The organism is Paenibacillus lautus (genome assembly GCF_050482385.1).
GTDB lineage: Bacteria > Bacillota > Bacilli > Paenibacillales > Paenibacillaceae > Paenibacillus_AQ > Paenibacillus_AQ lautus_B.
Genome location: NZ_JBCNHV010000022.1, coordinates 40,328 through 54,005, shown reverse-complemented (window position 1 = coordinate 54,005; position 13,678 = coordinate 40,328). Strand labels below are relative to the sequence as shown.

Here is a 13,678-nt window from a genome sequence, read left to right as displayed (position 1 = left end):
TACCGTATCTTTAGGCAGGAATGACAAAAGACCGTTCGGGATGATCCGGGCGGTCTTTGTTTTTTCTTCGTGCGCTTATACAATATAGGGACAAGGTTTGCGTAACCAAGAACGAATCGATAAACACAAATGGGGGATGTCATGTGAGCGGGGATACATTGACTTTTTTGGGAACGGGAGATGCCATGGGCGTTCCGCGGGTATATTGCGATTGCGAGGTATGCACGGAAGCCCGGAATACGGGAATCAATCGGCGTTTGCGCTCTTCCGTAATGGTGGAAAGCGAAGAAACGTCCTTCATGATCGACTGCGGCCCGGATTGGCGCTCTATGATGGAGGGGCTGGGGAAGCGGATGATGAGGGAGATGTTGATCACGCATGCCCATTTTGATCATATCGGCGGCCTTCCGGAATGGAGCGATGCCTGCAGATGGCAGAGGGAAAAAGGTCGGTTATACGCCCCTGCCGAGGTGCTGGAGCAGATTGTACGCCAGTATCCATGGCTTCCACGTCAGATGGAGATGACGGCCGTGGACGATGGGATGACGCTTGGCGGCTGGGAGATTTCCTGCTGGAAAGTAAACCATGGACAGAACGGGTACTCCTACGCATACCGGTTCCTGAAGGAAGGGTACACATGGGTGTACAATTCAGACTCGATTAATCTGAGTTCTGCGGAAAAGGAACCGCTGAAGGACGTGGATCTCCTGGTGCTGGGAACGAGCTTTGTTCATGAAACCGCCAAATTCGAGACGCGCTCCGTTTATGACATGAAAGAAGCGGCAGAGCTGCTCGCCGAGGTGAAGCCTCGCCAAACGGTGTATACCCATATGTCGCACGACGTCGACGTTCGGAATGAGCTGCCTCTTCCAGAGGGAGTCCGTGTGGCGATGGCGGGGATGACAGTAAAGCTGAGCAAGTGAAGAAAATTATGAGTTCTTGTGACTAGGAGCGTGAAAATGTTGCGGAAACGAATTCGCAGCACAGTGAGATGCCATACACAGGTTTGAAGGCCCCGCTCTCTTACACAGACCTGGCCATGCCGTATCGATCAGGATACAGCAGCTTGAAGCCGGCATGTTGGTACAACTTGATTCCGGGCACGTCCGTGATGACGGTGACCTCGGCTCCGCTTGGCGCTATTTTTTCCAGGCGGGAGAGCAGCTCGGACACGATTGTCTCTTCAAACCCCTGATCAAGGTGAGAGGCCGCAACCATAATATCTACCAGTTGAAAATAGAAAGCGCCGTCACCAACGACCCTTCCCATCCCGATTAGCCGGTCATTGCCATCTCTGGCCAGAAGGGACAGCAAGCTGTGGTTTAGCGCCGTTTCTATGGCCGAAATCTCAACCTCAGGCAGTCCTGCATCTAATCTTAGATCCATGTATTCTTGATTCTGTGGAACATCCTCGGTTATGTGCACGTTCATCATAATCACCCTTCCGCTGTTAAGATAAGTTCAACTTGCCTCTACACCACTCAATATACAACATTGATGCAAGTGAGAAGATCTCTTGTAGCGAATCTAACCAAGTCAAGGTTGTTATCCCACAGACCTTCTCATAGCACTTTAATGTTTTAATTTAAGGTTTGCCAATGGCTTGCGATTCTGGTAAAGTAGGTTCTCAATCGTGATTGGGGAGGGAACGGCATGCATTACTACAAGCCGAAAGATATCGCCAAAGAGCTGCACATCAGCACAAGTGCTTTAAGGCATTATGAATCTTGGGGAGTGGTACCCCCTCCTGCCCGGAGCGAGAAAGGCTACCGTTTATACACGCAAATGCATATGGCCTACTTCCGTTGTCTGCGCGCCATGTTTCCGGGCTTTGGTTACGCGGTGACTTATGATGTGATTCGCCACATTCAGAAGAGGGAGATGGATGAAGCCCTCTGGGTCGTGAATGGGGAGCAGGTCAAACTGTTGCAGGAAAAAAACATTGCGGATGAAACGCTTGCCTTGCTTGAGAATCCCGAACTTAATATCATCAAGGACAAAAAGCTCAAAGCCCATATGACGATCGGCGAGGTCGCCGAGCTGACCAACGTGGAGTCGTCCGCCATCCGTCACTGGGAGAAGGAAGGTTTGATCACTCCAGACCGAAACCCCGAGAATGGATATCGGCTGTACACCCCGTCGCAAGTCAGGCAGATTTTGCTGATTCGCTCGCTAAGGCGGACTGTATATTACTTGGAGAGCATCAAGGAGATTATTCAGGCCGTGGAGCATCAGAGCATTGAGCAGGCCCAAAAAATGGTTCGCGAAGCGTTATCCGTCATTCATCAGCGGAATCTGCAGCAATTCAACGGCATTCATAAATTGATGGAGCTGTGCATGGAGGTTGGCCTGCTGGAATTCAACGATGCAGCACTTCTGAAGCCGATTCTAACATTTAACCCGGACCGGGAATGATGGCATAGAACAAGACGGCTTTAATCTGCGCAATTACCTGTTAAGGAGCAGCATGTGCCCAATTTATGGACATGAACAAGCCCCCATGGATATCATGGAGGCTTGTTTGTGCAGATCTATTTTTCACGTATATTAATCTTGGTTGAGCACGAATTTATCAATGACATGTTTCACGCCGTCCTCGTTATTCCCGAGCGTAACGTAATCGGCAATCGCTTTAAGCGGCTCGATCGCATTGCCCATGGCGACGCCAAGACCGGCGGCTTCCAGCATCTCGTGATCGTTCCAGGAATCCCCGACAGCGATGGTTTCCTTGAGATCGCAGCCGAAATGATCGGCAAGGAAGGTGAGGGCATGTCCCTTCGTGCCTTCCTTATGCATGAACTCCAGAAAATGCGGTTTGGATTTGGTAATATGCATGTCATCGCCCAGCAGCTCACGGAATACAGGGATCAGCTCATCCAGATAGTCGGGATCGTCAATAATGAGCATTTTCGGGGTTAGTTTCTTAACCATCTTCATAAAATCAGGCTCGATATAATAGGGCGTCCGGTTCAGAGCGCAGTAATCGATCAGCTTCTGATTCTCTTCACGGGCATACAGCTTGTCATCGATGTAGGTTTGCAGATGGAGATTGTGCTCTACGCAGTATTCAAACAGCTTCACGGCTGCGTCAACCGGTACAAAGCGTTCGTAGAGAACCTTCTCGTCGAGCAGATTTTTAATCAAAGCACCTTGGTAGGTAATAATGGGAACATTGAGTCCGGTTTGACGCGCAATAGCCTGAGCGGACGCATAGGCACGTCCGGTTGCCAGGGTCACAACGACACCGTGCGCTACGGCTTGCTCAAGCGCCTGCTGGACGCCGGGGGTTACTTCTTTATCGTCATTGATCAGGGTGTCGTCAATGTCGATCGCCATCAATTTGTAAGTTGTCATGGGTATCTCTCCTTTTGTTTCTGTCTCTGTCTTTAACTCTATTGTACCTTCTGTGGCGCAGACTTCAATTCCGCAATCACCATTCCTGCCAAAATACATAAACAACCAAAGCCTCCGATGAGCGTAAGCCGCTCTCCCGCAAACAGGATTCCGGTCAGCGCGGCGAATACCGGCTCCGTTGCATAGATGATGGCCACCCTGGATGGCGTCGTATATTTTTGACAGACGGTTTGGATCCAGAAGGCGAATGCACTGGTAGGTCCGATGGATATAGCCAGCGCCCACAGCACGTTCGGCTGGGTCAGCTTCTCCATCAGGTCGGACACATTGCCGACATGCTCGGTCAGTGCAGATGCCGCTAAGCTCAATATCCCCACGACAGCCATCTGGAGCGCCGCTAGCAGCAAAGCAGGGTATCGACCGGCATAAACGCCCGTATAACCGATATGGAGCGCAAAACCGATGGCGCACACGAGCACAAGCAAATCCCCTTGATTCAGGCTCATGCCGGACCCGGTAAAGGTAAGCAGATACAGACCCGCCACCGCAAGCAAGGCACTGATCCAGGTGAATCTGGAGATGGAGTGCTTTAACAGGGCATAGGATATGAAAGGGACCAGCACGACGGATAAGCCGGTAATGAAGCCTGTATTGGATGTGGTTGTGTACAGAAGACCCGCGGTTTGAAAGGCATACCCTATAAATAAAAAAAGACCTAGCAGGCAAGCATGCAGCAGCATTTTGCCGGATATTAGCTCCCACTGGCTCCGGTAAAAAAGGGTAATGATCAATGCAAGGAGCAGGGCCGCTCCCAGAAAGCGGACCGAATTGAAAGCCATCGGCGGGAGCACGCGGACCGCATGCTGAACGATGAGGAACGTAGATCCCCACATCATGGCCACCAGAAGCAGGCTGAGATCGGCAATTCGTGAGCGATTCACTCGGTAGTCATCCTTTCTTGAAGATGTGAAAATCCTGATGAGATTCCCGTGCATTCGTCCCCGGTCGTAACCTTGAGGCAAGTGATCAAATTGTATCCCATATCAGAGAATCGGACAACCATTTTTAAGCCTAACTAAAGTGGAAGGGGTAGACAAAAAGAGGATGATTTTGCTATACTAATGAACCGAACGTATATTCTCATGACCCTGGGCTATCGGACGTGAAGACGGGCAACTCCATCGATCCCATAGTCAGCATTGAGCTTAGAAAGGAAGATTGTCATCATGATGGGCAGAGCTCATTTGATTATTAGCACAGGGGTCACGTTATCCGTCATGGGTATGAGCGAAGTGCCTGTCACATTGCCGGCTGCCGCAGTGGCTTTGGTTAGCGCACTGCTTCCCGACATCGACGAGCCCAACTCCTTGCTGGTCCGCAAAGCCATTCCTTCCGGGCTGCTGCGAATCCTCCAGCTAGCGATGATCGGCGCAGCCATCTTCGTTGTCTTCTACGGCAAGGAGTATGCCCCATGGAACATCGCCCTGGCCGGGCTGATCGGGGTTGTTTCGTACCTGCCAAGCCGGACCCTGCGCCATATCGTCATGTTCCTGATCGGTCTCGGACTGATCTCCTTCGGGCAGGGCTTCAGCCCATGGAACACAATCGCAGGCAGCGTGCTCATTGCAGGCTCCTTGGTGACCCACCGGGGGTTAACCCATACCGTCTATGCCGCTGCCGGATGGACGGGCCTGCTGTATTTTGCATCGCAGGGCAAGATCGGTGGGGAAAGCTTATGGTTTGCCGGCGGTTTATCCTACTCCATCCATTTGCTTGCAGATGCATTGACCAATCGCGGAATCCGTCCGCTTCCTCCGTTCAAATGGAGAATTAAACTGAAAATCATGAGTACCGGAAGCAAATGGGGACGCACGGTAGAGAACGCATGCATTGTGTTAACACTGGTCCTTGTTTGGTATGTGTTTATGGCCTCATCTTGATCCGAGGTATACCCTGTTTGAAATGAAAAAGCCTCTCACCCTTATGCATGCAGCATACGGGCGGGAGGCTTATTTAATACGAGTCGGCTCTATTCCTCAAGAAAAATCAAGCCGATCAGATCGTCGAGCTCAAGGTTGCCGAAGTAATGCTTGACGTTGATGCCGGATAGCGCCGTGCGCACCGCAGTTTCTTCATACCGTTTGCCGCGAAGCAGGTTCTCAATATCAGCGACATCGCCGACGCCGAAGAAGTCGCCATAAATCTTGATCTCTCCGATATGTCCTTCACGGATGTCCATACGGATATCAATAATGCCCACCGGGAATTTCTTGGCATGCTTTACATTGCTTTCAGGGGAGAGTCCATAGTTCCAATCCCAATTCTGGTAGCGTTCCTTTGAAATCTGGTTGATGATCTCCCAGTCCTTCTCTTGAAGAACATATTGCGGTACTTGATCCGGCTCCATACCGAAAATCGAGCGAAGCAGTTCGGCGCGGAACTGTTCAATCGTCATATCCGTACCAAGCAGCTCCTTAATGTTCGCCACGCGGCTGCGGACGGATTTGGTGCTCTTGGATTTGAATTTTTCCGGATTGGCATTAAGCGAGGCTTGTACATCATCCAGGTTTAGGTCAAACATGAGCGTGCCGTGGCTGAACATGCGTCCCCGCGTCGAGAACTGTGCGTTCCCCGAAATTTTCTTCTCGCCGACCTGCAGGTCATTCCGGCCGCTCAGCTCGGCGGGTACGCCCATCTTTTGCAGGAAGTCGATGACTGGCTGCGTGAACTTCAGGAAGTTGTGGAAGGACTGGCCGTCATCCTTCGTAATGAAGCTGAAATTCAGGTTCCCGAGATCATGGTATACGGCTCCGCCCCCGGACAACCGGCGTACAACCTGAATGTTGTTGTCACGAACGTATTCCTGGTTGATCTCTTCGATCGTATTCTGATGCTTTCCGATAATAATGGAAGGCTTGTTGATATAAAAGAGAAGGTAGCTCTCGTCCATGGACAAGTGCTTCAAGGCATATTCTTCAATCGCTAGATTAATGGATGGATCGTGGATCCCCTGATTATCGATAAATAGCATAGTATCCTCCGTTGTCACAATTCAAAATGTGGTGCTTCCAGACTATTGTAAACCAATTTTAAGACAGAGACAAAGCATTCCATGTTGACGAGTCAGGGATGGTAGCGACATAATGATGGCATTACATAACGGCAGGACTTGCAAGAGTCCAGGGCATGGAACAGGAGGAGCCCTTATGAACGACAAAAAACAACCCTTGATCGAAGTGTACGGCCATGGAGGAGACGTGGAGACGGCCGCTGCCGCATACGGAAGGAAAGCCTCGGCTTTCCTGGATTACAGCGCCAATATTAACCCGCTCGGGCCGCCGCAAGGGGTTATTACGGCCTTACAAGAGGGAATGAGTGCGGTCATTCGTTATCCGGATCCGGGACACCGCAAGTTCAAGGAGCTGCTCGCAGCGGAGTTAGGCACCGATCCGCGGGGAATCCTTGTCGGCAATGGGGCGGCAGAGTGCATGGCACTGTTGTTAATGGGGCTATCGCCAGGGACTGTGGGTGTGGTTGACCCATGTTTTTCTGAATACCGGGAATTGTCCTTAAAATTCGGTTCGGACATCCGATCCGTGTGCGGACATCCGGAGAGGGACTGGCGTGCAGATAAGGCGGATGTGATGGAGCTGATAGCTTGCACGGATCTCGTGTTTTTGGGACAGCCCAACAATCCGAACGGAGTTCAGTACAGCCTTGAGGATATCCGCGAAATAGCGGCATGCGCAGAGCAAGAAGGGACCTGGCTGGTGCTGGATGAAGCCTTTATCGACTTTATTCCGCTGGAAGACAGACAGACCCTGATGCCAGAGCTTCATGACTATCCTCGAACCGTGATTGTCAGATCGATGACCAAGTTTTATGCGATTCCGGGTCTGCGGCTCGGGTATACAGCCGCGCACCCCGATGTGATATGCAAGATGGCAGGCAAGCAGGTCACATGGAGTGTCAATGGACTGGCGCTGCTTGCGGGCGAGGCTTGTCTTGGCAGCGGCAGAGACTACGAGCAGAATACGCTGCAATTGATTCGCGCAGAGCGCGGGAAGCTTATACATGGTTTACGAGCGCTGGGGCTGGACGTTACGCCGGGCGAGGCCAATTTTCTACTCATGGAGCTTCCGCGGCCATGGCGTGCCGATATGTTTCAGTCGGAGATGGGCAGACGCGGCGTGCTTGTCCGCAGCTGCGCCATGTACCCGGGCCTTGGTGAGCGTCATATCCGGCTAGCCGTTAAACATGCCGCAGATAACGACAAGCTGCTTGCCATTATGGCGGAGGTTCTTGGCATTTCTTCTGAAGACCCAACTTAAGGGTATTAAACGGCACATACCAATGATGTTCGGGATCAGGCGGATTTAGATCATAGAGAGCAGGGAGAGAGAAACATGGCAGTACCTTTTCTGAAAGGCAACAATCACCTATATCGTTCGAATACATGGCCGGGAGTAGTGGTGTCCCTCGAATCGGAGCTGAAACAGCCGCATATCCGGATATCGCTTCCGGAGCAGGCTGCGTCCATTAGCAGCGCTATATCCGGCGGCGGATTCGTAAGCTTGGATCATATCGTGAACCGTTATGTGGACAAGCATTACGATTGCAGCGACCCCGTGAACGATATGTCTAACTTTATGGCTGTTCACGATTACCCGGCTGAATCCACAGCTGGTTTGATGACGGCGGTAAAACTGAAATATGCTTCCATCCGGGAAGAGCGGAGTGAACAGGCCTCCATCCTGTGCTGCACTACCGCCGGCGTGGGCAATGCAGCCTGCGCTGGGTCGAGTCGTACGACCTTTGCGGCTTACCAGCCGGGCACGATTAATATCATGTTACTGATCGACGGGATGATGACGCCGGCATGCATGGTGAACGCCATGCTGACGGCGACGGAAGCGAAAGCCGCGGCGCTGCATGATCTGGGCGTGAAGGATCATGAAACCGGAGCTGTCGCGACCGGTACGACGACGGACGCGATGGTCCTTGGGGTCAGCGGCAATACAGCCTATGGTGTGAACCACCATTATGCCGGAACCGCAACCGATCTGGGCGGCATGATCGGCCGTCTTGTCTACGAGAGTGTTACGGAAAGCATCGTCTCCGAAAGGGAGGGCCGGATATGACCGCCGTGTGGGTCATTTGGGCAGCGGTCATACTGGACCTGCTGATCGGAGATCCGAGATGGCTCCCCCATCCCGTCATTGGCATGGGAAAAGCCATCCGCCGGGTTGAAGGCTGGATACGCCATCGGGCGACTTCCGCTCAGAGCCTGAAGCGGGCCGGCATTCTGCTGCCGGTGATCGTGGCGGGCGGCTCCTTCGTACTCGCATGGCTGCTGCTGTTGTTGTGCGCAGCGATTCATCCTTGGCTTGCGTGGGGAGTGGAGATCGTGCTTATTGCGACTACAATTGCCATCAAGGGGCTGCGTGAGGCAGGATTGGAAGTCTACGGCCATCTTCGTTCCGGCCATATCGCGGAGGCCAGGCGCGCGCTCAGCATGGTTGTCGGGCGAGACACCGGCCATCTGAATGAGCCGGAGATCGTGCGGGGAACGGTGGAGACGGTTGCAGAGAATATCGTGGATGCGGTCATCGCTCCGCTGTTTTTTGCCCTGATCGGGGGAGCGCCGCTGGCGATGGCCTACCGGGCCGTGAACACGCTCGACTCCATGGTCGGCTATAAAAATGACAAATACCAGCATATTGGCTGGGCATCCGCAAGGCTGGACGATATCGCCAATTGGATACCGGCACGCCTGACGGCAGGACTGTTGACCATGGTGGCTGCCATGTTTTCGCTGCAATGGAAAAAAGCGATCAAGATGGTTAGAAGAGATGCGCGAAAGCACCCCAGCCCGAACAGCGGCTTCCCGGAATCGGCCGTTGCCGGTGCCCTTGGCATTCGTCTGGGAGGCGAGAATTCCTATCAAGGCGTGATCTCGTTCCGGGCTTACATGGGGGATCCGGAACGCCCGCTTGAAGCGGAGGATATTCGGGTGACAAACCGTCTGCTGCTGGGCGTATCACTTTTATTTACGATTCTGGGTACCGTGGTGCTTGGAGTTGTTGCCGCAGCAGGGGGAAGGTTATGGATATGAGGATTGCCCTGCATCTGGTCCGTCATGGCCGCACGTTGTGGAACGAGGAGCGTCGTTATCTCGGTCACGAGGATCAGGGGATTCTGATGGAAGGAAGACAGCAGCTCTTCCCGCTGCGGGAAAGGTTTTGTACCCAGCAGTTTATCCGGATCTATTGCAGTGATCTCCTTCGATGCAGGCAGACGCTGAATGTTATCCTACCGGATTCAAAAATGGCTGCTATTCCTGATGATGAAGATTCGGGCAGGTTTATTCCAGGTGTCGAGTATGATCCGCGGCTGCGCGAGCTCGATTTCGGGGATTGGGAAGGGAACACCTACGAGGACTTGAAGTCGGATATCTCCTATCGGTGCTGGATTGATAATCCCGCAGAAGTTACGCCGCCGAATGGGGAGAGCTGGGAAGCGTTTCGTTTCCGGATTCAGGCATTCTTGACCGGATTGTATTCGGATTTGGAGGAACTGTTGCATGTGGAGGAAGATCCGGATACCCTTGTGCAGGCAGAGGCAGAGGACCACGCAGAAGCAAAGCAAGTTGGCTTTGGTTGTGGGACACAGAGGGCCGAGTTGGATGTGCTTGTGGTCACCCATGGGGGCGTCATCCGGCAGATCGCAGCTGCAACCCTTCCGGATACGGAATTCTGGGAGACGCAGGTGTCACCAGGCGAGGAGATCAAGCTGCAATTGACATGGGATGGAGAACGCTGGCAAGGCGTGCGGTTAAGCGAATAATGAAATCGTATGATATCGGTGAGGAACGGGCGATAACGGGATAAATCCATATCATAACGCATGTGAAATGACCGAAACCTTCGGTTGTAAGAGGAAGGATTATCGCCTATAATTTTGGGCAGAGAAACCATGCTTGGCCTATCATACATAAATTCATATTATTTGCGAGGGTCTCGGACAGAAGGCGTTATTGTTTTCTGCCGGGTTAATAGGGAAGCCGGTGCAAGTCCGGCACGGTCCCGCCACTGTGAAGCAGGGACTTCTCCATATGCCACTGAGCCATAGCGCTTGGGAAGGCGGAGAAGTCGTTACAGCCTGCAAGTCAGGAGACCTGCCCTCGGCGAATGAATGACGGTCCTTCGAGGAGAGGATTACGTTTGCCGGACCCATGCAGCATGTGTGGGCGGAAGTTTAAGGTGCTATCTGTGAACGGTTAGCCAGATGTCCTTATGTTAAAACGTAATCCCTGAGTCCTTGTTTACGAGGAGTCAGGGATTTTTGCTTTCTTTGGAGTATGACGATGGATGTTTTTCTCCCGGTAAGGATCGGTCGAAGGAATGTAAACTCGCAGCGCCAGGTTCTCAATTATGTATAGGGGGATTTCAAGAGATGAAAGCATTAAACAAAACATGGTCCGTACTTCTCGTAGCTATACTGATGGCTCTGGCCTTGATTGGCTGTGGAGACAAAGAAGCGGCGCCGAAGGATGCAACGCCGCCGGTACAGCAGGAAGAGCAGAATAACGAAGCACCTGCGGATTCCGGCGAAGAGCTTAAAACGACGTATCCGCTGACCATTAAGGATTCAACCGGGGTTGAAATGACGTTTGAGAAAGCTCCGGCCAAAATTGCATCCCTGTCACCGTCCGAGACGGAAAAATTGTTCGCTTTAGGCCTGGATGAAGAAATCGTTGGCGTGTCCGATAATGACGATTATCCGGAAGCGGCCAAATCCAAGCCTAAATTGGGCGGGTTCCAAGTGAATGAAGAGGCTATTATTGCAGCCGATGCCGATGTGGTATTTACCGCTTCGATGAATGCCCAGAATGCCGAGAAATTGCGTGAGCTTGGCGTTACCCTGTTCGTTAATGATCCGAAAACCATTGATGCCGTGATGGAGAACATCGAACTGATCGGACAAATTACGGACCGTCAATCGGAGGCGAAAGCGGTCGTGGATCAGATGAAGCAGGAATTGGCTACCGTTACGGAAGCCGTGAAAGCCGTGAAGGATGAAGACAAGAAGAAAGTGTATGTGGAATTCTCTCCGGGATGGACCGTCGGCAAGGGCGAGTTTATGGATGAGATCATCGCCTTAGCTGGCGGTATCAACGCAGCTGGCGATGCGGAAGGCTGGTTCGAAATCAGTGAGGAAAATATTATCGCTGCGAACCCTGACGTCATTCTGTACACGGACGATGTCGTTGATGAAGCAACCAAGAAAACATTGGATCAGCTAATTAAGGAGCGCGGCGGCTGGGATCAGATCGAAGCCATCAAGAACGATCAGGTCATATCCGTGGATGCGAATCTGTTGAGCCGTCCCGGTCCCCGTGTGACGCAAGGGTTAATTGAAGTGGCGAAGGCCGTTTATCCGGAACTGATGAACCGATGAGTAAAAAGCTTGCAGGATTCGGTGTGGTCGGCATCATCCTATTACTGTTAACCTTGGTTGTCAGTCTCGGAATCGGCTCCGTGCACCTGCCTGTGAGAGAGATTGGGGCGATGCTGCTGCACCGGCTGCCGGGAATCGGCGATTCCATCGTTCCAGGCTGGGAAGCCTCATCCGAGCAAATTTTAATGAAGGTGAGATTGCCGCGCATATTGCTGGGGATGCTCGTAGGAGCCTCCCTGGCCGTCGCCGGAGCCGCCTTTCAAGGCGTGTTGCGCAATCCGCTTGCGGATCCGTTTACGCTCGGTGTATCCTCGGGTGCTGCGCTTGGCGCAGCATCCCTGATTTTTTTCGGGATGGAATATTCCTTTGCCGGAGGTTACACGCTGCCGCTTGTAGCGTTTCTAACCGGAGCAGGCACTCTATGGGTCGTTCTGCTGCTGGCAAGGGATCAAGGAAAACTGCCGATCCACGGGCTCATTCTGTCCGGCGTGGTGATGCAGTCGTTTCTGGGCGCCGTCGTTTCCTTTCTGACGGTTATGTCCAAAGATACGGTAAACCAGATCCTGTACTGGACGATGGGGAGCCTGAGCATGCGTGGATGGTCGTATACGGCCATCCTTTTCCCGTATTTTATCGCAGGTTTTATATACTTATGGAGCAGGTCGCGGGCGCTTAATATTTTGTCGCTGGGGGAACGGCAGGCCGCCCATATGGGCTTGAATGTGGATCGGCTGAAGACCAGCGTGCTCATCGTTGCAACCCTGCTCGCCGCCGCAGCCGTGTCGGTCTCCGGCGTGATTGGATTCGTGGGACTTGTAGTACCGCATATGATCCGGATGATCACCGGCTCCGATTACCGCGTCATTGTTCCACTGTCGGCTCTGGGCGGCGCGATATTCATGGTCTGGTGCGATACGGCGGCACGGTCCGTGCTGGCACCAACGGAAATACCGCTCGGTGTAGTTACGGCATTCATAGGCGCTCCATTCTTTGCGTATTTGTTATACCGGAACAAAAAACGGCGCAGGGAGGGTCTATCATGATTACAGCTCAAGGACTTGGCAAAGCATATGGCAACGTGCTGATTCTTGAAGGCGTGGACCTTCACATTGCGGAAGGGGAATGGTGGGGGATCATCGGTCCGAACGGAAGCGGTAAATCCACCCTTATGCAGTTGTTATCCGGTGTGGAGAGTCCTACGCAAGGAAGCGTAACGCTTCGGGGCAAGGCGCTTGGACACTATACTCGCAAGGCGCTGGCCCGGATCGTGGCGGTGCTTCAGCAGGAAGGGCTTGATCCTACTGATTTTACCGTCCGGGAAGTGTTGGAGATGGGAAGATTCCCTTTCCTGAACTGGCTTGGCCGTGAAGATAAGGATGCAGCCCCGCTCATCGAGGCCATTATCCGAAAGCTGGATTTGAATGGTCTGGAAGAACGGCGGCTTACCGAATTAAGCGGCGGTCAACGCCAGCGTGTCGCGCTTGGCAAGGTGATGGTTCAGGAGCCTTCGCTGCTGATGCTGGATGAACCGACGACCTATCTGGATATCCATTATCAGCTTCAGTTCATGGATATGGTGGCGGAGTGGCGGAACTCCTCCGGGATTACGGTGATCAGCGTATTGCATGATCTGAATCTGGCGGCTCAATTTTGCGATAAGCTGCTGGTGCTTGATCAGGGAAAGATCGCCGGGGTTGGCAAACCGGAGGACGTTTTGACTGCGGCGTATATACGCCAAATTTTCCGGGTGGAGCCCTCGATTGTGGCCCATCCCGAGAATGGTGCCCCGCAGGTGCTGTTAACGGCAAATCGCACGTGGTCCTGACGGATGTTGCCGCATGTTCTGCTGGGATGTAAGATTTAG

14 protein-coding genes and 1 riboswitch are annotated in these 13,678 nt (G+C 52.7%); of the genes, 10 read left to right on the top strand and 4 right to left on the bottom strand.

The window, feature by feature from the left end; genetic code table 11:
* The first annotated feature begins 143 nt into the window (after positions 1-143).
* Positions 144-923: an MBL fold metallo-hydrolase gene (locus ABEW73_RS25575; RefSeq protein WP_430170229.1), complete on the top strand. Its 780-nt coding sequence runs from the start codon at positions 144-146 to the stop codon at positions 921-923.
* Positions 924-1,023: 100 nt separating this feature from the next.
* Here the strand turns inward: ABEW73_RS25575 and ABEW73_RS25570 are convergent, their stop codons facing one another.
* The gene (locus ABEW73_RS25570; RefSeq protein WP_430206404.1) at positions 1,024-1,434 is read right to left on the bottom strand and encodes a GNAT family N-acetyltransferase; all 411 of its coding nucleotides are present in this window, start codon (positions 1,432-1,434) and stop codon (positions 1,024-1,026) included.
* A 219-nt stretch (positions 1,435-1,653) separates the two neighbouring features.
* On the opposite strand from ABEW73_RS25570, the gene ABEW73_RS25565 reads away from it, so the two are divergent.
* Positions 1,654-2,415 (top strand): TioE family transcriptional regulator, encoded by a 762-nt coding sequence (locus tag ABEW73_RS25565; protein ID WP_430170226.1) that lies wholly within the window; start codon positions 1,654-1,656, stop codon positions 2,413-2,415.
* A gap of 132 nt (positions 2,416-2,547) precedes the next feature.
* Here the strand turns inward: ABEW73_RS25565 and ABEW73_RS25560 are convergent, their stop codons facing one another.
* Together ABEW73_RS25560 and ABEW73_RS25555 are read right to left on the bottom strand one after the other, a co-directional pair.
* Complete coding sequence (locus ABEW73_RS25560; protein WP_430170224.1) at positions 2,548-3,354, bottom strand: Cof-type HAD-IIB family hydrolase; 807 nt, start codon at positions 3,352-3,354, stop codon at positions 2,548-2,550.
* 38 nt (positions 3,355-3,392) lie between these two features.
* Positions 3,393-4,295, bottom strand: a complete 903-nt coding sequence (locus ABEW73_RS25555) for a DMT family transporter (RefSeq protein ID WP_430170222.1) — start codon at positions 4,293-4,295, stop codon at positions 3,393-3,395.
* Between the two features lie 285 nt (positions 4,296-4,580).
* On the opposite strand from ABEW73_RS25555, the gene ABEW73_RS25550 reads away from it, so the two are divergent.
* Positions 4,581-5,294, top strand: a complete 714-nt coding sequence (locus ABEW73_RS25550) for a metal-dependent hydrolase (protein WP_098748644.1) — start codon at positions 4,581-4,583, stop codon at positions 5,292-5,294.
* Positions 5,295-5,383: 89 nt separating this feature from the next.
* Here ABEW73_RS25550 and ABEW73_RS25545 read toward each other — a convergent pair whose 3' ends face one another.
* Positions 5,384-6,385, bottom strand: coding sequence for a lipoate--protein ligase (locus ABEW73_RS25545; protein ID WP_215163392.1), 1,002 nt, complete (start codon positions 6,383-6,385; stop codon positions 5,384-5,386).
* Between the two features lie 175 nt (positions 6,386-6,560).
* Here ABEW73_RS25545 and ABEW73_RS25540 point away from each other — a divergent pair, with 175 nt between their 5' ends.
* The 7 genes from ABEW73_RS25540 (at position 6,561) to ABEW73_RS25510 (ending at position 13,639) form a co-directional block, all read left to right on the top strand.
* Entirely contained in the window at positions 6,561-7,685 is a 1,125-nt protein-coding gene (locus ABEW73_RS25540; protein ID WP_430170220.1) for a pyridoxal phosphate-dependent aminotransferase, read from the top strand.
* A 75-nt stretch (positions 7,686-7,760) separates the two neighbouring features.
* Positions 7,761-8,495, top strand: coding sequence for an adenosylcobinamide amidohydrolase (locus ABEW73_RS25535; RefSeq protein WP_430170218.1), 735 nt, complete (start codon positions 7,761-7,763; stop codon positions 8,493-8,495).
* The gene (gene cbiB, locus ABEW73_RS25530; RefSeq protein ID WP_430170216.1) at positions 8,492-9,469 is read left to right on the top strand and encodes an adenosylcobinamide-phosphate synthase CbiB; all 978 of its coding nucleotides are present in this window, start codon (positions 8,492-8,494) and stop codon (positions 9,467-9,469) included. Before ABEW73_RS25535 ends, cbiB begins: the two co-directional genes overlap by 4 nt.
* Positions 9,460-10,200 carry a histidine phosphatase family protein gene (locus tag ABEW73_RS25525; protein WP_430170214.1) on the top strand — a complete coding sequence of 247 codons (741 nt, stop codon included), beginning with the start codon at positions 9,460-9,462 and terminating at the stop codon, positions 10,198-10,200. The genes cbiB and ABEW73_RS25525 overlap by 10 nt, the downstream gene beginning before the upstream one ends.
* A gap of 151 nt (positions 10,201-10,351) precedes the next feature.
* A riboswitch (cobalamin riboswitch) is annotated at positions 10,352-10,553 on the top strand.
* Between the two features lie 256 nt (positions 10,554-10,809).
* On the top strand, positions 10,810-11,814 hold the full coding sequence (locus tag ABEW73_RS25520; protein WP_430170212.1) for an ABC transporter substrate-binding protein: 1,005 nt from the start codon (positions 10,810-10,812) through the stop codon (positions 11,812-11,814).
* On the top strand, positions 11,811-12,857 hold the full coding sequence (locus ABEW73_RS25515; RefSeq protein WP_430170210.1) for a FecCD family ABC transporter permease: 1,047 nt from the start codon (positions 11,811-11,813) through the stop codon (positions 12,855-12,857). Before ABEW73_RS25520 ends, ABEW73_RS25515 begins: the two co-directional genes overlap by 4 nt.
* On the top strand, positions 12,854-13,639 hold the full coding sequence (locus ABEW73_RS25510; protein ID WP_430170208.1) for an ABC transporter ATP-binding protein: 786 nt from the start codon (positions 12,854-12,856) through the stop codon (positions 13,637-13,639). Before ABEW73_RS25515 ends, ABEW73_RS25510 begins: the two co-directional genes overlap by 4 nt.
* Positions 13,640-13,678 lie beyond the last annotated feature (39 nt).

Excerpts from the sequence above, each read along its gene's own strand:
- ABEW73_RS25515 (WP_430170210.1), top strand. The coding sequence starts at position 11,811 with ATGAGTAAAAAGCTTGCAGGATTCGGTGTGGTCGGCATCATCCTATTA.
- ABEW73_RS25510 (WP_430170208.1), top strand. The coding sequence starts at position 12,854 with ATGATTACAGCTCAAGGACTTGGCAAAGCATATGGCAACGTGCTGATT.
- ABEW73_RS25520 (WP_430170212.1), top strand. The coding sequence starts at position 10,810 with ATGAAAGCATTAAACAAAACATGGTCCGTACTTCTCGTAGCTATACTG.
- ABEW73_RS25540 (WP_430170220.1), top strand. The coding sequence starts at position 6,561 with ATGAACGACAAAAAACAACCCTTGATCGAAGTGTACGGCCATGGAGGA.
- ABEW73_RS25550 (WP_098748644.1), top strand. The coding sequence starts at position 4,581 with ATGATGGGCAGAGCTCATTTGATTATTAGCACAGGGGTCACGTTATCC.
- ABEW73_RS25560 (WP_430170224.1), bottom strand. The coding sequence starts at position 3,354 with ATGACAACTTACAAATTGATGGCGATCGACATTGACGACACCCTGATC.
- ABEW73_RS25570 (WP_430206404.1), bottom strand. The coding sequence starts at position 1,434 with ATGATGAACGTGCACATAACCGAGGATGTTCCACAGAATCAAGAATAC.
- cbiB (WP_430170216.1), top strand. The coding sequence starts at position 8,492 with ATGACCGCCGTGTGGGTCATTTGGGCAGCGGTCATACTGGACCTGCTG.
- ABEW73_RS25545 (WP_215163392.1), bottom strand. The coding sequence starts at position 6,385 with ATGCTATTTATCGATAATCAGGGGATCCACGATCCATCCATTAATCTA.
- ABEW73_RS25565 (WP_430170226.1), top strand. The coding sequence starts at position 1,654 with ATGCATTACTACAAGCCGAAAGATATCGCCAAAGAGCTGCACATCAGC.
- ABEW73_RS25525 (WP_430170214.1), top strand. The coding sequence starts at position 9,460 with ATGGATATGAGGATTGCCCTGCATCTGGTCCGTCATGGCCGCACGTTG.
- ABEW73_RS25535 (WP_430170218.1), top strand. The coding sequence starts at position 7,761 with ATGGCAGTACCTTTTCTGAAAGGCAACAATCACCTATATCGTTCGAAT.